The organism is Phenylobacterium ferrooxidans, from assembly GCF_042714595.1.
Taxonomy (GTDB): Bacteria; Pseudomonadota; Alphaproteobacteria; order Caulobacterales; family Caulobacteraceae; genus Phenylobacterium; species Phenylobacterium ferrooxidans.
In genome coordinates this window covers 14,951-34,736 of the sequence record NZ_JAOTJD010000022.1, presented here as the reverse complement: position 1 = coordinate 34,736, position 19,786 = coordinate 14,951, and the positions used below count along the sequence as shown (strand labels likewise).

General features: G+C 68.5%; 19 protein-coding genes. 11 read left to right on the top strand and 8 right to left on the bottom strand.

Annotated elements, in window-relative coordinates; all coding sequences use genetic code 11:
* The first annotated feature begins 20 nt into the window (after nucleotides 1–20).
* Nucleotides 21–422 (top strand): Cu(I)-responsive transcriptional regulator, encoded by a 402-nt coding sequence (gene cueR, locus OCL97_RS12560; protein WP_304782664.1) that lies wholly within the window; start codon nucleotides 21–23, stop codon nucleotides 420–422.
* Between the two features lie 464 nt (nucleotides 423–886).
* On the opposite strand, the gene OCL97_RS12555 is transcribed toward cueR, so the two are convergent.
* On the bottom strand, nucleotides 887–1,768 hold the full coding sequence (locus tag OCL97_RS12555; protein ID WP_377370351.1) for a calcium-binding protein: 882 nt from the start codon (nucleotides 1,766–1,768) through the stop codon (nucleotides 887–889).
* A 442-nt stretch (nucleotides 1,769–2,210) separates the two neighbouring features.
* Here OCL97_RS12555 and OCL97_RS12550 point away from each other — a divergent pair, with 442 nt between their 5' ends.
* From OCL97_RS12550 to OCL97_RS12525, 6 genes are all read left to right on the top strand, one after another.
* Entirely contained in the window at nucleotides 2,211–2,726 is a 516-nt protein-coding gene (locus OCL97_RS12550; RefSeq protein ID WP_377370350.1) for an RNA polymerase sigma factor, read from the top strand.
* 88 nt (nucleotides 2,727–2,814) lie between these two features.
* A complete protein-coding gene (locus tag OCL97_RS12545) occupies nucleotides 2,815–3,819 on the top strand; it encodes a FecR family protein (protein ID WP_377370349.1) in 1,005 nt (334 codons plus the stop codon).
* Between the two features lie 76 nt (nucleotides 3,820–3,895).
* A complete protein-coding gene (locus tag OCL97_RS12540; protein WP_377370348.1) occupies nucleotides 3,896–6,274 on the top strand; it encodes a TonB-dependent receptor in 2,379 nt (792 codons plus the stop codon).
* 264 nt (nucleotides 6,275–6,538) lie between these two features.
* Nucleotides 6,539–7,813, top strand: a complete 1,275-nt coding sequence (locus OCL97_RS12535) for a serine hydrolase domain-containing protein (RefSeq protein WP_377370347.1) — start codon at nucleotides 6,539–6,541, stop codon at nucleotides 7,811–7,813.
* Complete coding sequence (locus OCL97_RS12530; protein ID WP_377370346.1) at nucleotides 7,810–8,727, top strand: DUF6454 family protein; 918 nt, start codon at nucleotides 7,810–7,812, stop codon at nucleotides 8,725–8,727. The genes OCL97_RS12535 and OCL97_RS12530 overlap by 4 nt, the downstream gene beginning before the upstream one ends.
* A gap of 44 nt (nucleotides 8,728–8,771) precedes the next feature.
* Nucleotides 8,772–8,966, top strand: coding sequence for a hypothetical protein (locus OCL97_RS12525; protein WP_304782673.1), 195 nt, complete (start codon nucleotides 8,772–8,774; stop codon nucleotides 8,964–8,966).
* 21 nt (nucleotides 8,967–8,987) lie between these two features.
* Here OCL97_RS12525 and OCL97_RS12520 read toward each other — a convergent pair whose 3' ends face one another.
* The 4 genes from OCL97_RS12520 to OCL97_RS12505 form a co-directional block, all read right to left on the bottom strand.
* Complete coding sequence (locus OCL97_RS12520; RefSeq protein WP_370690259.1) at nucleotides 8,988–9,155, bottom strand: hypothetical protein; 168 nt, start codon at nucleotides 9,153–9,155, stop codon at nucleotides 8,988–8,990.
* An 89-nt stretch (nucleotides 9,156–9,244) separates the two neighbouring features.
* The gene (locus OCL97_RS12515) at nucleotides 9,245–9,907 is read right to left on the bottom strand and encodes an AAA family ATPase (protein WP_377370345.1); all 663 of its coding nucleotides are present in this window, start codon (nucleotides 9,905–9,907) and stop codon (nucleotides 9,245–9,247) included.
* 119 nt (nucleotides 9,908–10,026) lie between these two features.
* On the bottom strand, nucleotides 10,027–10,164 hold the full coding sequence (locus tag OCL97_RS12510) for a hypothetical protein (RefSeq protein WP_304782683.1): 138 nt from the start codon (nucleotides 10,162–10,164) through the stop codon (nucleotides 10,027–10,029).
* An 18-nt stretch (nucleotides 10,165–10,182) separates the two neighbouring features.
* Nucleotides 10,183–11,259, bottom strand: a complete 1,077-nt coding sequence (locus OCL97_RS12505) for a sensor histidine kinase (RefSeq protein ID WP_377370344.1) — start codon at nucleotides 11,257–11,259, stop codon at nucleotides 10,183–10,185.
* 447 nt (nucleotides 11,260–11,706) lie between these two features.
* On the opposite strand from OCL97_RS12505, the gene OCL97_RS12500 reads away from it, so the two are divergent.
* On the top strand, nucleotides 11,707–13,908 hold the full coding sequence (locus tag OCL97_RS12500; RefSeq protein WP_377370343.1) for an ATP-binding protein: 2,202 nt from the start codon (nucleotides 11,707–11,709) through the stop codon (nucleotides 13,906–13,908).
* A gap of 116 nt (nucleotides 13,909–14,024) precedes the next feature.
* Here the strand turns inward: OCL97_RS12500 and OCL97_RS12495 are convergent, their stop codons facing one another.
* Entirely contained in the window at nucleotides 14,025–14,387 is a 363-nt protein-coding gene (locus tag OCL97_RS12495) for a hypothetical protein (protein WP_304782692.1), read from the bottom strand.
* Between the two features lie 81 nt (nucleotides 14,388–14,468).
* Between OCL97_RS12495 and OCL97_RS12490 the strand changes: the two genes are divergently transcribed.
* Both OCL97_RS12490 and OCL97_RS12485 read left to right on the top strand, forming a co-directional pair.
* The gene (locus OCL97_RS12490) at nucleotides 14,469–14,972 is read left to right on the top strand and encodes an RNase H family protein (RefSeq protein WP_305763048.1); all 504 of its coding nucleotides are present in this window, start codon (nucleotides 14,469–14,471) and stop codon (nucleotides 14,970–14,972) included.
* A 73-nt stretch (nucleotides 14,973–15,045) separates the two neighbouring features.
* Complete coding sequence (locus OCL97_RS12485) at nucleotides 15,046–17,835, top strand: hybrid sensor histidine kinase/response regulator (RefSeq protein ID WP_377370342.1); 2,790 nt, start codon at nucleotides 15,046–15,048, stop codon at nucleotides 17,833–17,835.
* Between the two features lie 47 nt (nucleotides 17,836–17,882).
* Here the strand turns inward: OCL97_RS12485 and OCL97_RS12480 are convergent, their stop codons facing one another.
* On the bottom strand, nucleotides 17,883–18,575 hold the full coding sequence (locus tag OCL97_RS12480) for a protein kinase family protein (protein WP_304782699.1): 693 nt from the start codon (nucleotides 18,573–18,575) through the stop codon (nucleotides 17,883–17,885).
* A 59-nt stretch (nucleotides 18,576–18,634) separates the two neighbouring features.
* Entirely contained in the window at nucleotides 18,635–19,243 is a 609-nt protein-coding gene (locus OCL97_RS12475) for a hypothetical protein (RefSeq protein ID WP_377370341.1), read from the bottom strand.
* Nucleotides 19,244–19,293: 50 nt separating this feature from the next.
* Here OCL97_RS12475 and ybaK point away from each other — a divergent pair, with 50 nt between their 5' ends.
* Nucleotides 19,294–19,764 (top strand): Cys-tRNA(Pro) deacylase, encoded by a 471-nt coding sequence (gene ybaK / locus OCL97_RS12470; protein ID WP_377370340.1) that lies wholly within the window; start codon nucleotides 19,294–19,296, stop codon nucleotides 19,762–19,764.
* The last annotated feature ends 22 nt before the right edge of the window (nucleotides 19,765–19,786 follow it).

The window sequence follows — 19,786 nt, the reverse complement described above, 5'->3', positions numbered from 1 at the left end:
AGTCAGATGGAAATCGCCTCATGAACATTGGAAACGCAGCGGAAAAATCGGGCCTGTCGGCCAAGACGATCCGCTACTACGAGGACATCGGCCTGCTGCAGGCCGACCGTGCGGGCAATGGCTATCGGGACTACTCGATGTCTGACGTGCACCGCCTGCGCTTCCTCCAGCGCTCACGCAGCCTCGGCTTTTCGGTCGAGGAATGCCGGCAGCTCCTGTCGCTCTACAGCGACAAGGATCGCGAGAGCGCGAGCGTGAAGGCGATCGCCAAGGCCAAGCTGACAGAGATCGACCGCAAGCTCGCCGAGCTGACGGAACTCCGCGACACGCTGCGGGTCCTGGTGCGCAGCTGCCACGGCGACAAGCGCCCTGACTGCCCGATTATCGAAGGGCTGGGCGGCAAGGACCGTGTCGCGGCTTAGCGTCGTTTGCTAGATCGCCATCGCACCTCGAGCCGCAGTACGTTTTGTCATCGCCACCCATAACTAATAGTATTCAATCAACTTTACCCTGAAGACTTCCGATAACACTGCATCTGCGTACTCGACGACTCACCTATTTGGTGGCGCGATGGCTTCGCGGCCCGGCAATCAAGGGGCCTTCCCCTACGCAGGCCACCTAGGATCCCTCTGCCCTCACCCGGCTCTTGGCTCCAAGGACCCAATAATACTCCCGGATGTAGCCGTAGCCCCCTTCGCCTCGCGGATGGACTGCAAGCGATTTGGAACTGGGTGGCTCCTCCGCAACCGCGAGGAATGAGCGGGCGGCGATGCAGCGCTCACGTCCAAGCCACGGTGACAGCGGAACACTCTGCGGACCACGTCGCTGATACCCATTCAAAGGGAGGCGGCTGATACGCAGAATAGGGCAATATTTCAACAGCCTGCTAGGCGGAGATCCAGCCGTCCGGCAGGCTCGAAAGCTGGACGTTCTGCAGGACCATGTGATCGGCGCCGCCAGCCAAGTCGATGGTCACATCGGCGCCGGTCTGGTGAACGGTGTAGATTGTCCCCGGATCGAGCTGCACGTGGTCGCCTTCGGCGGCCGAGAAGTCGGTCACGACATCCACACTGGCGCCGCTGAAGAAGTGGAAGGTGTCGGCGCCCGCGCCACCGCTGAGGGTGTCGCTGCCGCGGTCTCCCGACATCCAGTCATCACCATCGTCGCCGGACACATTATCGTCGCCCTGTCCGCCGCGGATCAAGTCGGCGCCCGCGCCGCCAGCAACCGTATCATCGCCGAGATTGCCATAGACAATGTCGTCGCCGGCGTCGCCGTAGACTGCGTCATTGTCCTTACCGCCCACCACCCAGTCGTCGCCCTCGCCGCCGTGCGCTGTGTCGCTTCCGACATTGCCATTGATGTCGTCGAACCCGCGGCCGCCTGCGATCGAGTCGTCACCGTCGTCGCCGCGCAGATGATTTTCGCCGTCGCCGCCCCGCACCGTGTCCATACCGATCCCACCATTGATGTGATCGGTCCCCGATCCGCCGAGGATATCGTCGTCGCCGTCGTTTCCGTTCAGGTGGTTCTCGCCTTCGCGACCGTTGATGTGGTCGCTCAACTCCGAGCCCTCCAGGGCGTCATCGCCCGCCGAACCGTCGATCGTGGTCGAGTGATCATCAGTTCCGCTGACCGTTCCATGCGAGTCATCGTCGCTGTGGTCATGCGCCTGGCTGACGACAGACCCGGTGCGAACCGTGTTTTCCGTGTCGTTGGCGTCGTCTTCGCGATCGTCGTCTTCGCGCTCGTTGATGTTGGCGGACATGTCGTCTCCCTATCTCGCTATCGTGGGATTGCGCCTCTTGCGCGTCCTCGATGGAAATGACGACGGGCTCTGGAAAGCACCTCAATGGAATCGTAAGTGCGGCTCGGGCGGACAGGTCCGGAGCGGCCGACGCTCGATCTTGAGGCTTCCAGCCCATCGCAGCGCGGCCAGCGCTTGAATCCTTCAGGGCGCCTCGCAACGACGAGCGCCGGGTCAGCTTCGGGGCGAACTGCTGCAACAACAGGGGGGTCGCTGAACCCTCTTCCGGGGTTCGCCTCCGGTAGGCGCGCCAAGGCCCTTCAACTGGTACTGACGGCGCGCCCTCCAAACCGCCTTTCAAGTTTGGGATTGCGCGGTGCGGCGGCATGGGGAAGATCGCGGGCGCACGCCGAGTTCGCCGTCGCGCGCGCCAGCCCTCAGGTCGAAGGATGTCAGCCCCGCCTTGGACGATCGCGATCCCCTGTTGGCCGCCTACCTGGAGCGGCGTGCCGAGCTGGTGCGCTATTTCCGCGTCCGGCTGCGCTCGGAGGAGGCCGCCGAGGACTTGGTCCAGGATATCTATCTGAAGATCTCAGGACGCCCGCCGGAGGACATCGGCAATCCGGCCGCCTACCTCTACCGGCTGGGCACGAACCTCATGCTCGACCGCATCAAGCAGGCTCGGCGCGCCGGTCACCGGGACGCGGCCTGGCGCGACGTCCACACCAGTAGGACCGGCGGGGAGGACATCTCCGAGACCCCGCCGGCCGACGAAGCCCTGGCCGCCCGCCAGCGGCTCAACCAGATCGTCGACATGGTCAATGAACTGCCGCCCCAGGTGCGGGAAGCGTTCCGCCTGCACAAGCTGGAGGGCCTCAGCCACGCCGAGACCGCCGCGGCCATGAAGATCTCCCGATCCAGCGTCGAGAAGCACATCATGGCCAGCCTCAAGCGGATCCTGACCAAGGTGGGACGATGAGCTCGAAGATTTATTGGAGGCGCCTGGGCTTTTGTGGCGTCTTTGGGGCGAGAGCCATGATGAACACCACCAGGAAGCCGAACCGGAAATGAGCGTCCGCACCGACCGGAGCGCGACGGACGCCCTGTGCGACGAGGCGGTCGCCTGGCTTGTGCGCGTCCAGTCGGACACCGCCACCGGCGAGGACTGGGTCGCGCTCACGGCCTGGCTGGAGGTGTCAGAGGATCATCAGGTCGCCTTTGAGGCCGTCGAGAGCCTGGCCGCCGAGATCAGCGACCGGGCCGGCGAGATCGCGCCGCGCCTGGCGCCGAGTACGGGAGAGGTTCTCGCCTTTCGTCCGCGCCGTGACGGCCCGCGACGAGGGGGCTTCGTCGCGGCGCTTGCCGCCGCCGCGGCCGTGCTGGTGGTCTCGCCCCTGGTCTGGCGGGCGTCTCAGGGGACTGAGACGGTCTACCAGACCGACGTCGGCGAGACCCGTGAGATCGCCCTCTCCGACGGTAGCCATATCCGCTTAAACGGGGGCTCCCGAATGAGCGTGCGCCTTGGATGGCGCACCCGGCGGGTGGAGATGGCGCAGGCCGAGGCGGCCTTCGGAGTCGCCAAGGACCCGAACCGGCCCTTCATCATTTCGGTTGGGGATCAGCAGGTCCGAGTGGTCGGCACCGAGTTCAACATCGCTCACTATGACCAGACCGTGGTGGTGAGCGTTCGCCGCGGCGTGGTGGAGGTTCGCCAGCCGGTCCTGGGCCCGACGCCCATCGCCCGCCTCAGGGGGGGAGACACCCTGCGACATACGGAGGGAACGCGCGTCTCGCAACGCTCGAAGGTCGATCCGGATGCGGCTTTCGCCTGGACGCAGGGGCGTCTTGTCTGCGATGAGCGACGTCTAGGTGAGATCGTCGCTGACCTGAATCGTCGCTTCGGAACGCAAGTCACGTTCGCGGACACGACTGCGGCAGACTTCAGGTTCTCAGGCGTGATCGAGCTGCGAGATCAGGAGGCCGTCTTGGCGCAACTGTCCGAGTTTCTTCCCATCAACGTGCGTCACGGCGAACGCCACATCACGATCGCGTCCAAGCCCGACCGCCGCTGACGTGACACGCCAGGTCCCCGCAGGAAGGCGCGCGACGGGTTGGTCGATCGCCGGGATGGTCTGCGCGATCGCGGCGATGCCCGCGGCCTCCCAGGCGGCGGCGCCCAAGGTGGCGTTCAAAATTCCCACCACAGGGCTGAAGGCCGCCCTGGTGACCTTTGCAATCCAGGCCAAGGTGTCGATCAGCACAGGAGCCGCCGCAAATTGCCGCCCCACCGGCAATCCGCTTGTCGGGCGCTTCAACCTCTCTGATGGCCTGACCCGCCTGCTGGCGGGGACGGGCTGCAGCTTCCGGATTATTGATCCGCAAACGATCGAGATCGTGCGAGCGCCGCCACGCACCCAGCCGCTCCACCCCCCCCAAGCCAGGGTCTCGCCCCCGGACACCGCGCCCGTCCTGGTGAACGAACTCGTGGTGACGGCGACCAAGCGCACGGCCTCGGCGGGCAGGTTACCCTATTCGGTGAGCGTCATTTCCGGCGAGACCATTGAGGGAGCCGATGCGCGCGGCGCGTCGGAGATCGCCCTTATGAGCCCGGCGGTGACGGTCACCAACCTAGGGCCGGGGCGCAACAAGATCTTCATTCGGGGGCTCTCCGATGGCCCCCTGACCGGGCGTGCCCAGTCTATGGTCTCGGTCCAGCTCGACGATGTCCGGCTCACCTACAACGCCCCGGACCCCGATCTGCGCCTGGTGGACGTCGAGCGCGTGGAGATTCTCCGCGGTCCCCAGGGTTCGCTCTACGGCGCCGGTTCCATGGGGGGCGTGTTCCGGATCGTCACCAAGGCTCCAGACCTCGAGCAGTCGGCGGGGTGGCTGTTCACGAGCGCCGCGACCACCCAGGGCGGAGACGCCAGCAGCGTCGTCGAGGGCATGGTGAACATGCCGCTCATTGGCGGTCGATTGGCGGTTCGCGCAGTCGCCTACAAGGAGACCGACGGCGGCTATATCGATGACGTGGGCCTGGCTGTTACCAACGTCAATCACAGCGTTCGGAAAGGATGGCGCGTCCAGGCGCGGGCCCGGCTGACGGACAACTGGCGTCTCGACGCCGGTCTCACCGATCAGCGGAATGACTCCGACGACACCCAATACGCCCAGGGCGGCCTGGAGCCCTTCACGCGCGCGAATCAGGTTCGCGAACCTCACGACAATGACTTCACCCAGGCCTTCGTCTCGCTTGATGGGCGGTTCGACTGGGGGCGTTTGAAGTGGACCAGCGCCCTCGTTCGCCACGAGGTGATCAGCCGATATGACGCGTCCCGGGCCCTGCCGGCCATCACCGGCGGCGCCGTTGGCGCCGCGGCGCTGGACGATGACAACCGGATTGAATCGGTCATCCACGAGTTGACCCTGACCTCGCCCGATACATCGAAGGTGGATTGGCTGGCTGGTCTCTTCGTGGCGCAGGGCGAACAGGACGTCCGGCTCCTTCTCAGCGCCTCGCCCTCCGGTCCCGGTTCGGTCGTCTACGACGAGACCCGAATCGACAAGCAGGATGAGCTGGCGATCTACGGCGAACTGACCTGGCCGCTGTCGCGGTCCTTGGATTTCACGTTCGGCGGGCGGGTCGCGCGAACGAGGATCGCGGCTCAAGCCGTCGTCCTCTCTCCGGCCCCAGGCGCACGCGCGACCTTCTCAGGCAAGCTCGCCGACACCCGCTGGGCGCCAAAGGCGGTCCTGGCTTTCCATCCCACCGCCCGCACCCTCTTCTATCTGCAGGCGGCGGAGGGGTATCGCTCCGGAGGATTCAACACCAGCGGGGCCAATGGCCAGGTGTTTGGCGGCCCGGGCTCCGGGCCAAGGCCTTACCGCAAGTTCGAGGGTGATGAGCTTTGGAGCTATGAAGCCGGCGCCAAGACCAGTTGGCTGGAGGGTCGCCTGGTCGCCCGGGCCGCGCTCTTTCAAGCCAAGTGGGTCAATGTACAGGCCGACGAGTTCCTGGGCGTCGGCCTGCCCTACACCGACAATCTCGGCCGGGGACGCAACATGGGTCTGGAGCTTGAGGCGATCTACGTCACGGGACGCCTCCATCTCGGCGCCCAGTTGACGCTCAATGATCCTGAGCGGACATGGGCGGCGGCCGAGGCGGCCGGCCCCTCCGATGGCCCGCTCGATGGCGTGCCGCGGTTCTCCGGCGGCGTCGAGATCCACTACGAGCACCCGCTGAAGGACGGCCTCACCAGCGCGTTTGATGCGCGCTATGCCTATGTTGGGCCCTCGCGCCTGACGTTTCATGCTGTCGCGGCCCCGAGCATGGGCGACTATGGCGCAGGACGGGCGGCGGCGGCCCTCTATACCGACCGTTGGCGAGTATCAGTGTTCGTCGACAATCCCGCCAACAGCCGAGGCGACACCTTCGCCTATGGCAATCCCTTCGCCCAGGGCGCGACCCGCCAGATCACACCCCAGAGGCCGATCACCGTGGGGATGGGCCTGGAACTGCGATTCTGAGGAATCTGACCGGAGGAATCTGGACCGGGCGGGCATGTGGCGCCGGTTGTGCGCACCGTTTGGCGGTTTGGCTAAGTGTGGTCCAGCTTCACATCAGGCGCGGCGATCGAGCTTCGGTATGTCTGCGGGCGCGCGCCTTTCCTTCAGCTGTTGGATTCGATTCGGGGTCTCCTGTCCGCTGACGATCCCCATAGGGCCCCCCACCCCTCCTGACGCCGCACCCCAACTCGGGTAACAAGGGTCAAGCTTGGGGAGGTCACGCCGATGCGCCGTTGGATCCTGCTTGGGGTCGCCACCCTTGGGGTGCTGGCGGTCTGGACCGTCGTCTTCGGGGCGGGGACCCTGGAGGGATGGTGGCGGCGGCCCCTGGCGCCGCAGGGTGACACCGCCGCCTTCGCCGCGGCGGCCGACCGGATGATCGCCGCGGAGTCCACCGGCAACCTGGCCTTCACGCTGATCGAGCAGGGCCGGCCCGTGCACGAGCGTTTCGCCTCCAAGGGCGCGCCCGTGGACCGTGACACCCTGTTCCAGGTGGCCTCGCTCAGCAAATGGATCACCGCGCTCGGGGTCATGACCCTGGTGGACGCCGGCCGCGTCGATCTGGACGCTCCGGTGGACACCTATCTCTCACGCTGGAAGCTGCCCCCCAGCGAATTCGACAACCGCCAGGTGACGGTGCGCCGGCTGCTCAGCCACACGGCGGGCCTCACCGACGGACTGGGCTATGCGGGGTTCGCGCCCGGCCAGCCGGTCCAGCCCCTGGTGGCGTCTCTCACGCGGGCCGCCGACGCCTCGCCGCACGCCGAGGGCGCGGTCAAGGCGGGGCTCCAGCCGGGCGCCGGGTGGAAATATTCCGGCGGCGGCTACACCCTGTTGCAGCTGCTGATCGAGGACGTCACCGGCGAGCCCTTCGCCGCCTATATGCGGCGCGCGGTGCTGGACCCCCTGGGCATGACCCGGTCCACCTTCCTGCTGCCCGAGCCCTGGCCCGCCAATGTCGCCGAGATCTATGGCCCGGGCGGGACCAAGGCGATCCACTACCGGTTCACGGCGACGGGGGCGGCGTCGCTCTACACCTCGGCGGCCGACCTCACCCGGCTGATCGCCGCGCACCGGCCGGGTACGGATGGAACTCCGGCGGGGCGGGGCGTGCTCAGGCCCTCGACCCTGGCGGAGATGCGTCGCCCCCACGCCGCCCAGTACGGCGCCGACATCTGGGGCCTGGGCCTGGTGCTCTACGCGCCCAACGAGGCCGGCGACTTCATCGCCGGCCATGACGGCAACAACTTCCCGGCCATCAACACCGCCGCGCGCTTCGATCCGGCCAGCGGCGACGGGATCGTGGTGCTGGAGACAGGTGACGAGGCGCTGGCGACCCGGCTGGCCGGCGAGTGGGTGTTCTGGCGCACGGGCAATGTCGACAACCTCATGGTGCTGCTGGAGGCCCGGCGGACCCTGGTGGTCCTGGCCATCGGCTGGGCCGTTATCCTGCTGGGCGCCGGGGTCTTCGGCTGGCGGCTGCGCTGGCGGGGTCGATGAGGCCGGGCGCCCTGCGGCGGCTCGGCCTGCTGCTTCCCGTCATCATCTGCCTGCTGGGGGCCGCCCCCGCGCCGACCCTGGCCGATCGCCTGATCCAGCTGAACCGGGCCACGGCCTGGACCCAGACCGCCGCCGTCCCTGTCCAGTTCCCCACCTTCCATCCCCAGGGGATGGTGAAGATCGGCGGCGAGTTCTTCGTCTCCTCCGTCGAGGTGAAGCAGTATCCCGCCCGCCTGGCCGGCGCGACCGGGGGGCGCAGCCCCGGCGCCGGCGTCGGCCACCTGTTCCGCATGTCGGCCGACGGCGGCCTGCTGGGCCAGGTCGTGCTGGGGGAGGGGGACGCCTATCATCCGGGCGGCATCGATTTCGATGGCGAGAGCCTGTGGGTCAGCGTGGCGCAGTACCGCCCCGGCAGCGCCGCCATCGTCTACCGCGTCGATCCGCAGACCCTGAAGGCCACGGAGGTGCTGCGGGTCGCCGACCACATCGGGGCGGTGAGCTATGACCGCAGGACCCGCCTGCTGCAGGGCGTCTCCTGGGGCGGGCGGCGGTTCTACACCTGGAAGCTGACCCCCGGCGGCAGGGCCGGGACGCCCAAGGTGGCGCGCAACCCTTCCAGCTACATCGACTACCAGGACTGCCATGGCCTGGGCGGCGGGGCGATGCTGTGCTCTGGCCTGGCCGACTATCGCTCGCCCAAGGGCGGCGGCCTGACCCTCGGCGGGCTGGAGATCGTCAAGGATCACCGCCCGGTCTGGCAGGCGCCGGTTGCGCTCTGGTCGCCCTCGGGGCGGCCCATGACTCAGAACCCGACCTATGTGGAGGCCACGGCCACCGGTGTCAGGGCCTGGTTCATGCCCGACGACGACCGCTCCACCCTCTTCGCCTACGAGGCGCCGACCCTGGCCAATTGATCCAGCGCATAGCGCGTGGGCGAGCGCGGGCGCAGGGTGGCGGCATGACCCATAATCTCACCGGCCCCGACCGCGTCCTCCTCGACCGCTATATCGAGAGCGTCCTGCTGCGTTTCAGCGACGGCAAGTACAGCCTGGCCGAGGCCACCCAGGAACTGGGCCAGGCCTTCACCCAGCCCGAGCGCGATGAATTCCTCGCCCACCTGCGCGGCGTGGTGGAAGCCGGGGACGACGCCTAGGGACGTCAGAGGCTCTAACTTCTAGCGCGCCATCCAGGGCTTGGACTTCGACGACGACCTGGCGGCGGCCGCGCGCTCGCGCTGGAAGCGGCCCCCGCGGGGATCCTTCGGCTTGGCGTCGAGGGCCTCCTTCTTCAGGCGCAGGGCGCGCTGAATCGGGGTTTCGGCGGGCGGGTCTTGGTCGGCCATGGTCATCGTCCTCCGGAGCCTAGACCCTAGCCTGACGCGCGGGGCGGCGGACGAGAAATCGTCCCGAGCCGGCTGGAGATCGCGTGGTCCTAATCGTTGGCCGCCCGCTCGCGGCCCTCGTCCTCGGTCTTGGCCTGAACATAGGCCAGCAGGCCGGCGATCTCCGCGTCGGCCTTGCCGCCGGGCTCGTACTCGCCGACCCCCTGCCCCTGGGCGATGGACCGCTGGTAGGCGGCCCGGGTCTGCAAGGCCAATGGACAGACCTCCAGCCCGCCGCGCCTCAGGATGTCCATGGTCCCGCTGACAACGGCGGACTCCACCCCGTTGCGGCGGGGCGGGCACTGGTTGAACAGCACCACCCCCTGGCGTCCCAGCCGCCGCACCACCTCGACGGTCCGCAGGGTGGCGGCCACGTCCAGATAGGTCGGGCGCGAGACGGCGATGCAGAGGTCGGCCACCTTCATGGCCTCGATCATGCCGCTGTCGGGGCCGCCGGGGGTGTCGATGATCAGCACGTCACAGCCGCCCTTGCCGCTGACATAGGCGAGCGCGTCGAGCTTGGCCGCCGAGGTCTCCACCACCAGCGAGCTGTGGTCGGACCGTTTTCGCAGGCTGTCGGAGGCGCAGCGGACTGGATCGGCGTCGGCCAGGATGGTGCGCGCGCCCAGGGCTCGCCAGGCGATGGCCAGGTTCACCGCCACCGTCGTCTTTCCTGACCCACCCTTGTGGGACAGCACCGCGATCGTCTTCATGGTCCTGGCCCGCCCCCGCGCCTTAACGGATGCGGGATAACAGGTTCGCGGGCCGCAGAATGTAAACCTTCGTTGTCAGGCCGCCGGCCGTGGCGCGGCGCCCACCGCGCAGGCGCCGGTCAGCGGCGCTGGCCGTGGGGCTGCATGGGGGTCTTGGCCTGCGGCTTGGTCTCGGAGGCGCGGCCCGTGGAGCGGGGATCGTTTAGGCCGGCGGGGGCGCCCTGGTCGGCGGGGCGGGTGCTGGGATAGACCTTCATGGTGTGTCCTTTGGGCGCTCAGAGCGCTTGTGTCGTTGGCTCGGGCCGCGGCGCGGCGTCGAGGGGGGTAAGGCCGGAGCAGATGATCGCGATCGCCGTGCCGGGATGGGCGTCGGTGACCCGTACCCCGGCGCAGAGCTGGTTGGCCAGGGCCTCGACGATGCTGGTGCCCAGGCCGGGCTTGGAGGCCTCGGCGTCCTTGGGCATGCCTACCCCGTTGTCGCGCACCGACAGCGTCCAGGCCTCGCCCTCCGACTCGTAGTCCACCAGGATCTTGCCGTGCCGGTGGCCCGGGAAGCCGTGCTTCAGAGCGTTGATCACCAACTCAGTGACGATCAGGCCCAGGCTGACCGAGACATTGGCGTCGACGACGCTGTCGTCGCAGGTCACCGACACCGAGAGCTGGTGCGGGTCGCGGATCATCGAGGCGGCCAGGCTCTGGCAGAGCTGGATGAGGTAGGGCCGCAGCATCACGGCCTCCAGGCTCGTGGTGGCCAGCTGCTGCTGGACCGTGGCGATGGACATCACCCGGTTGTGGGCGTCCTTCAGATAGGCGCGTGTTTCGTCCGACTGCACCTTGCGGGCGCTCTGCAGCAGGACGCTGGCGATGATCTGCAGGCTGTTGGCGACCCGATGCTGCACCTCGCGCAGCAGGATCGCCTTCTCGCGCAGCTGGTTGTCCTTGTGCTTCAGGCTGTCGGCGTCGTGCTGGGCGGTGAGCCTGGCCTCTGTGACATCGCTCACGCTCAGCAGCAGGCGGGGATTGTCGACGTCCCCATAGTCCAGGGTCTGGGCGTGCAGCACCAGGGCGCGGGCGCCGCCGGGGGGCCGCAGATCCATCTCGTAGGACTCGATCACCGCGCCCGACAGGGTGGCGGTCAGCAGGGAGGTGAGTTGCGGCACGGCCCACTCGCCGTCGCCAAGCGCGGTGACCGGCTGGCCCACCGCACGATCCCGGTCGATCCCGAAGGCCCGCAGGAAGGAGGTGCTGACCGCGATCACCCGCAGTTCGCCGTCCAACAGCAGCAGGGGCGAGTCGGACGACGCGACCACCGCCAGGGCGAGGCTGAGACTGGAGTCGGGGCGATGAGACAAACAATAGCTCCTTCGCGCGTGGCGGGAGCATGGGCGTGGGCCCGAGTCTCTCTGCCGCCAGAGCCAAACGTATTTCCTGACGGTAAGTCGATTATTTCACATATCTTGTCGTGCGTCCGACGAAATGAGTCTCTCGCCAGATGTCGCCGCGCAAATAGACAATATCGGACGGTCGGCCCCCTCCAGATATTCAAGTGAGCTGGCGAATTTTCAGGTGGCTTGGGACTGGGGCCGGCCGATAATCTCGGCTAGCGTCGACTTTAACGTCTCGGCGGCGGCGTCGCGGGCGCCCGGGACGCCTGCTACGCGCGTCGGATGGCGACAGAGTAAAGCCAGCGGCGAAATGCAGCGGGGCGGGAGCGGCGCGCGAACGGGTCGTTAAGTCTGATTTGACACTCTGGCCCAATGTCCGGTCCTGACGCTTCCGCTCCCTCAGCGCTGCACGCGATGCTTGATGGCCTCCCTGTGGCCGCCGCGCTGCTGGATGCCGGCGGACAGATCGCCGCCGCCAATCGCGACTTCGCCCGACTGCTGGGCGCGCCGGCGGACGACCTGGTCGGCCGTCACCTGGGCGCCCTGCTGGACGCCGCGGCCACCGAAACCCGCCCCGCCGCCAACGCCTACCGGCTTGAGACCTATGGCGAGGCCCGCTGGGTGCGCGCCGACCATAGCGCGGGTGGCCTGGTGTTGCTGATAGATGTCACCGCCGAGCACAGGATGCTGGACGCCGCCCTCAACGCCTCGAGCATGCGCGACCAGCTCATGGCCGACGCCGAGGTGGGGACCTGGCTCTACGATCCGGACCGGGACATCTACTTCTTCTCCAGCGAGCTCGCCTTCGGCTGGGCGGAGTCCACCGAGGGCGTGCCCACCGAAGTCCTCGAACAGATCCAGCATGAGGATGACCAGGCCAAGGACCGGGAAATCCGCGAACGCGTGACCCGCTTGGGCGGCCAGGCCGAGGCGGAGATGCGCTATCGCACCGCCGAGGGCGGCTGGAAGCATCTGCGCGTGCTCTATCGCGCCGGCAAGCAGACCCCGAGCGGCCGCTACGAGATGTACGGCATCAGCCAGAACATCTCCCCCCAGGCGCAAGCCCGCGACGAGGCCACGGCCAGCACCCAGCGGCTCAAACTGGCCCTGAACGCCGCCAACGCCGGGGTCTTCGAATTCGACTACGCCAAACGGTCCTTCTGGCTTTCCCCGGAACTGCGCGCCCTGGTGGGTCAGGATCTGCTGAGTGGAGCGAAGGCTAATCCCTTCGGCATGTTCCACCCCGACGATCAGGCCAGGGCCCGCGACCTCAACGTCCGCGCCGAGCGCCAGGACCAGATCGCCCCGGTGGACGTGCGCCTGATGCGCAGCGCTGGCCCGATCTGGGTCCGGTTCTACCTAGAGGTCGAGCATGACACCGGTGGCGACCCGATCCGCTGCGTCGGCCTGATGATCGATATCGACGACCAGAAGCGTCAGGAACTCGCCCTGGCCGAGGCGACCCAGGCGGCCGAGGCCGCCACCGCCGCCAAGTCCGACTTCCTGGCCTCGGTCAGCCATGAGATCCGCACCCCGATGAACGGGGTGGTGGGCATCCTGCACCTGCTGGAACGCGAGCCGTTGACGCCGGAAGGCGCCGGCATGCTGCAGGAAGCGGTGGCCTGCAGCCAGATGCTGGCCCAGCTGATCAACGACGTGCTGGACTTCAGCAAGATGGAGGCCGGCAAGCTCGACCTGGCGCCGGTCCCCGTCGACCTGGCCGCCCTGGCCGACAGCGTCGCGGCCCTGATCCGGCCCCAGGCCGAGGACAAGGGCGTGTACCTGCACGTCGCCGCCGAAGGGCTGGGTTACGCCGCCATCGATCCGGTCCGCCTGCGCCAGTGCCTGTTCAACGTCATTGGCAACGCCGTGAAATTCACCGGGGAGGGCGGGGTTTCGGTGCGCCTCTCCTATGTAGACGGTGACCCGCGCCGCCTGCGCTGTGAGGTCCAGGACACCGGCATCGGTATTCCCGCCTCGGCCCGCGCCTCGCTGTTCGACCGCTTCCAGCAGGCCGATGTCGGCACCACGCGCCGGTTCGGCGGCACCGGTCTGGGCCTGGCCATCTCCCGCAGCCTGGCCCGCATGATGGGCGGCGACATGGACTTCGACAGCGTCGAGGGCGAGGGCTCCACCTTCTGGTTCGAGGTCGCGGCCCCGGTCGCCGAGGCGCCGCCCTCCACCGCCGTGAACGCCTTCGGCGACGCCCCGCTGGAAGGCTTGCGGGTGCTGGTCGTTGACGACAATCGCGTCAACCGCCTGGTGGGGGTGAAATCCCTGGAGGCCCTGGGCGCCGAGGCCCGCGAGGCCGACTGCGGCGAGGCGGCCGTCGAGGCCGTGATCGCCGACGACTATGACCTGATCCTGATGGACGTGAACATGCCGGGCATCGACGGCCTGGAGGCCACCCGCCGAATCCGGGCGCTCGGCGGCTCGGCGGCCCAGACCCCGGTGATCGCCCTGACCGCCGACGTCATGACCCACCACCAGCAGCGCTACCACGCCGCCGGCATGAACGGCTTCGTGCCCAAGCCCTTCTCGCCCCTGCAACTCCTGGCCGAGATCGCCCGCCTGGTGGCCGGCGAGGGCGAGGGGCCCGAGGCGCTCTCGGCTTAAACCCGCTCATTCCGGCGGAGGCCGGAACCCAGGACGTAGGTCATGGCCTAGGATGGGATCCTGAAGTCAGGCGCTGGATCTGGGCCCCGGCCTTCGCCAGGGTGAGCGGATGAATTTCAGTCGTCGTCGAACTCGCCGAGCATCTCTGCCTTGGTGGCTTCCCACATGGCGCGGCCCTCGTTGAGCGAGGCCTTGATGGTGGCCACGTCGACCGGGGAATAGGCCTCCTGGTGCACGCCCAGCGCCACCAGATAGGCGGTGACGAAGTCGCGGTAGTCGACCCAGGTCTTGGCCGCCAGCTCCATGGGCCATGCCAGCAGGCTCTCGTCGGCGCCCTGCCAGCCTTCGGTCAGCCGGGTCGCGGCCACCTCGTAGGGGAAGGGGTCGCCCAGGGTCTCGAGGCCGAAATTGGTGACGATCCACTGGCGACCGCGCCAGATGATCTCACTGGCGCGATCGCCGATTTCTTCTTTCAACATGGCAGGGAGATGAGCCCTTTGCGCGGGCGCCGCAAGGCTTAGGGCTTGCGAGGGCCGGCCGTCTCGCCGAAGAGGCTCGTCATGAACCCTTTGCTTATCTGGACCGACGGCGTCTGCACCGACAGCCGGGGCTTCGGCGGCTGGGCCTATGTCCGCCTCTGGAACGGCGAAGCCCGGGGCGTGGCCGGCGGCGAGCGCCAGGCGACGACGCCGCGCATGGAGCTGACCGCCGTGCTCCGCGCCCTGTCGGACCTCGCAGACATCCCCGCGCCGACGCCGCTCACCCTGCACTCCGACAGCGCCGTCCTGATGGTCGGCGCGGGACAGATCGGCGCCTGGCGGACCGGCGGCTGGACCGACGCCAAGGGCGACCCGGTGCCCGAGCAGGACCTCTGGCGGCAGATCGCCGCCATCACCCAGGCGCGCCCGGTCACCTTCGTCCGGGTCAGCCCCACGCCCTCTGACAGGCGACCCGAGGGTTTCGTCGCCGCCTGGTCGGATTTCGCCCGCGAGAAGTGCAAGGCGTCAGGGGCCTTCACCTGGGCGATTCCCAAGCCCAATATGGCGAAATTCCCAACCGCCTGACGCAGCCAAGGCCGAGCTTGGGCGTTCAGGAGCCTTCAGGGGGACTTCCATTGTGGCTGAGCAGGCGCCGCGCGTGAGTTCGCGCGATCTTCCCGGGACGGAGTGGCCAAGGGGCGGCGGCGAGACCGGCGCCCTGATCCGCGCCTTCGACTGGGGCGCCACCAGCCTGGGGCCTATTGCGACCTGGCCGCAGAGCCTGAAGACCGCCACCGACATCCTGCTGCAGTCCCTGGTGCCCATCGTCATGCTGTGGGGCCCTGAAGGGGTGATGATCTATAACGACGGCTATTCGGTCTTCGCCGGTGGCCGGCATCCGGCCCTGCTGGGCTCCAGGGTGCTGGAGGGCTGGCCCGAGGTCGCTGACTTCAATGCCAATGTCATGAAGGTCGGCCTGGCCGGCGGCACGCTCGCCTACCGCAAGACCAGTCTGGTGCTGCACCGCCACGGCGCCCCGGAGGAGGTCTTCCTTGATCTCGACTACAGCCCGGTGCTGGACGAGAGCGGTGAGCCCGCGGGCGTCCTGGCCATTGTCTTCGACATCACCGAGCGGGTGCGCGCCGACGAGCGCCTGCAGATCGCCCAGCGGGCCGGCCGGGTGGGCGCCTTCGAGTGGTATCCCGAGACCGGCCGCCTCGACGTCTCCGATGAATACCGCCGGATCTGGGGTTTCGGCCCCGAGGTCGAGGTCACCCAGGACCTGCTGGTCAGCCTCGTGGACGCCAGCGACCGGGGGGTCACCGGCCCCGCGCGCCTGGCGAGCGGCGGCAATCCCCTGGAATATTCCGAGTACCGCATCACCCGTCCCGACACCGGCGAGGTCCGTTGGCTGGGCCGGCGTGGGGAGGTGCTGCCGGCCGAGGCCGACCGTCCGCCCCGCTATATCGGCGTCAGCTTCGACATCACCGACATGAAGCTCGCCGAGGCCGCCCTGCGTGAAAGCGAGGAGCAGTTTCGGACCCTGACCGAGACCATGCCGGGGTTCGCCTGGAGCGCCCTTCCCGACGGCGCCCTCAACTATGCGACCCAGCAGTGGCTGGCCTATTCGGGTCTCAGCCTCGAGCAGACCGTGGCCGACGGCTGGCTGAACGCCATCCATCCCGATGATCTGCAGCGGGTGGCCGGGGTCTGGGCCACCTGCGTCGCCACCGGCGATCCCTACAATATCGAGTTCCGTCTGCGCCGCCATGACGGGGCCTACCACTGGTTCCTCGTGCGCGGCCTGCCGGTGCGCGACGAGGCCGGCGCCATCACCCGCTGGGTCGGGGCCGCCGCCGAGGTGGAGGAGATCGTCGAGGCCCGCGAGGTCCAGGCCAGCCACCAGCAGGCCCTGGAGGAGGAGGTCGAGACCCGCACCCGCGAGCGCGACCGCATCTGGAACGTCAGCCGCGACCTGCTGCTGGTCACCGACAGTTCGGGCCTGGTGCTCAGCGCCAATCCCGCCTGGATCACGATCCTTGGATGGTCGGAGGCCGACCTCGCCGGCCGCACCACCGAGTGGCTGCAGCATCCCGAGGACCGCGAGCGGACCCGGGTCGAGCGGGCCAACATCGCCGACGGCCAGCCGACCCAGCGCTTTGAGAACCGCTTCCTGCACAGGGACGGCGGCTATCGATGGCTGTCCTGGACCGCGGTCGCCGACGAGGGGCTGATCTATTGCTTGGCCCGCGACATCACCGCCGACAAGGAGGCCCAGGCCCGCCTGCGCGAGACCGAGGAGGCGCTGCGCCAGGCCCAGAAGATGGAGGCCGTCGGCCAGCTCACCGGTGGCATCGCCCATGACTTCAACAATCTGCTCACGGGCATCATCGGCTCCCTGGACCTGATCCAGAGGCGCATCGACGACGGCCGCCTGTCCGACCTCGGCCGGTTCATGGAGGCCGCCACCACCTCGGCCGGCCGCGCCGCGGCCCTCACCCACCGCCTGCTGGCCTTCGCGCGGCGCCAGTCGCTGGATCCCAAGGCCGTCGACGTCAACGGCCTGGTGGACTCCATGGGCGACCTGCTGCGGCGGACCTTGGGCGAACAGGTGGAGCTGGCCATCGCGCTGGCCCCTGACGCCTGGCCGGCCTTCGGGGATTCAGGGCAGCTGGAGAACGCGGTCCTCAACCTGGCCATCAACGCCCGCGACGCCATGCCCGGCGGCGGCAAGCTCACCATCGAGACCGCCAACACCCACCTCGACCTCAGCTACACCTCGCGCCACGAGGACCTGAAGCCCGGCGACTATACGGTGCTGTCGGTCACCGACACCGGTGTCGGCATGACGCCCGAGGTGATCGCCAAGGCCTTCGATCCCTTCTTCACCACCAAGCCCATCGGCCAGGGCACCGGGCTGGGCCTGTCGATGATCTACGGCTTCGCCCGGCAGTCTGGCGGCCACGCCCGCATCTACAGCGAGGTGGGCCAGGGCTCGACGGTGCGGCTCTACCTGCCGCGCTTCACCGGCGAGGCGCCGGACGGCGAGGCTGACCAGGCCCGTCCCGACCTGCCACGCGGGGCCGGCGAGACCGTGCTGGTGGTGGAGGATGACGCCGCCGTGCGCCTGCTGGTGGTGGAGGTGCTGTCGGAGCTCGGCTACGCCGCCATTGAGGCCCACGATGGGCCGGCTGCCCTGCCTATCCTGGAGTCCGACCAGCGGATCGACCTGATGGTCTCCGATGTCGGCCTGCCCGGCCTGAACGGACGCCAGGTGGCCGAGATCGGCCGCCAGCATCGTCCCGGCCTGAAGGTGCTGTTCGTCACGGGCTACGCCGAGAACGCCGCCGTCCGCTCGGGCTTCCTCGACCCCGAGATGGAGATGATCACCAAGCCCTTCGCCCTCGACCAGCTCGCCGCCAAGATCCGCGAGATGATTGAGCGCTAGCAGGATGAGGAAAAGTGGGAACCCGCCCGCATCCCGCTCCAGCTTGGTCAGCGCGACTGCGTGCCGGGATCATTGAAGAAGAACAGGGCCAGCGCCATGGCGGCGGCCGCGTCGCGATCGGGCGAGCCCTGGACCGGCAGATAGACTGTCCCCTTGAGCGTGGTGCGGGACACCGCGCCCACCTCCTGGTCGCCCTTCAGGATCACGTAGGAGAGCGAGCTGGTGGAGGCCAGCGGCATGGAGCCGGCCAGCTTCTTGGTCTTGGCGCGCAGGGTGACGCCGCCATAGCGGATCTCCGCGGCCCGCTGCGGCTGGTGCAGCTTCTCCATGAACTTGCCGTCGCTCAGCACCAGGGCGAAGGAGGCGTCGGGCGGCCCGCCCGCGAAGTTGCAGACATAGGCCAGGTCGTTGCGCTTGAAGTCGATCCAGCTGAAGCCGAACCGGTTCTGCCCGCCCTCGCAGCTCACGGTCATCGGAGTCGTCAGGCGCGGCGAGGCGACGGTGAAGCTGGTCTTGGCGTAGTCGCTGGAGAACATGCCCAGCGCCCGGGTCTGCTTGCTCACGGCCTTCACCTGGCCGGAGTATTCCCCCATCTCATAGCCGAAGCCCAGCAGCAGGCCCTTCACCCGCTTGGGCTGCACGTTCAGCTTCTCGGTGTTGGGGATCGAGACCTGGGCCAGGGCCGGCGCCCCACCCGCCAGGATCGCTGCCGCGAGAACACTCAAAACCACCGTCTTCATGGTCGCCACTCCGCGTTGTGGACCACCACCCTAGGCCAACAAGCGTGGCCCTGGAAGGCTCAGGGCCGGGCGACCAGGACCTGGTCGCTATAGGTCTCCACCACCAGGCTGAAGGGCGCGCCGTCTGGCGTGGAGAGCACCGCGCGATGCTGCAGGACTTCGGGCGGAATGGCCGGCTTCGCGCCGGACGCGGGGTTCGACTGGATCAACAGGGCCGAGGACAGGGTGCGCCGGCGGAAGCCCAGGGGTCTCACCACCACGCCAAAGGGGGTCTGGGTCGTGTTGAGGGCCGTGTTCATCTCAGGCGTCAGCCTGCCCGGCAGGTACCAGTTGTCGGCCCGCGACAGCACCTTGTCGCCGCAGGCCAGGTCCACCCGGCGATAGGCGACAGGTTCATCCGGCCCCACACCCAGGTCGCGGCGCTCCGCCTCGCCCGCGGGCTTGGGATCCACGGCAGGCCGCCGCGCGACGATCCTGGCGCCCCCGCCCGAGCCATGGCTGTCGCACCAGAGCTGCAGCGTGGCCGTGGCGCTGTCGCGGCTCAACAGCTCGGCGTCCAGCCGCTTCACCTGGGCCACCGCGTTCTCGAAGTCGCCGGGGGCGGCCGCCCAGGGTCGCGCGGCGACCGGGGTGGCGAGCAGCAACAGGGCGGGCAGGAGGATGCGCATGGCCTCGTCTCGCATTCTCAAGCCCGCCCCGTCCAGCTAGCTTGCGCGCCATGGCCAAGACCACTCCCGCGACCCTGGCGCTCGGCAAGTCCGGCGTCGCCTTCACCCTGCACACCTATGACTACGATCCGGACGCGGGCCGCGTGGGGCTGCAGGCCGCCGAGAGCCTGGGCGCCGATCCGGCCCGGGTGCTGAAGACCCTGATGGCCCAGGTGGACGGCAAGCCGGTCTGCGCGGTGCTGGCCTCGGACCAGGAGGTGTCGATGAAGAAGCTGGCCGCGGTGTTCGGCGGCAAGACCGCCGCCATGATGAAACCCGCCGACGCCGAGCGGCTCACCGGCTACCGGGTCGGCGGGGTCAGCCCCTTCGGCCAGAAGCGCGCCGTCCCCACGGTCGTGGACGAAGCCGCGCTCGGCCACGACCGGGTTTTCGTCAACGGCGGCCAGCGCGGCCTGCAGGCGCAGCTGGCGCCCTCCGACCTCATCGCTGCGACAGGCGCGAAGTTGGCCTCGATCACCTGACTTTTCCTCGCCTGCGCGGCCG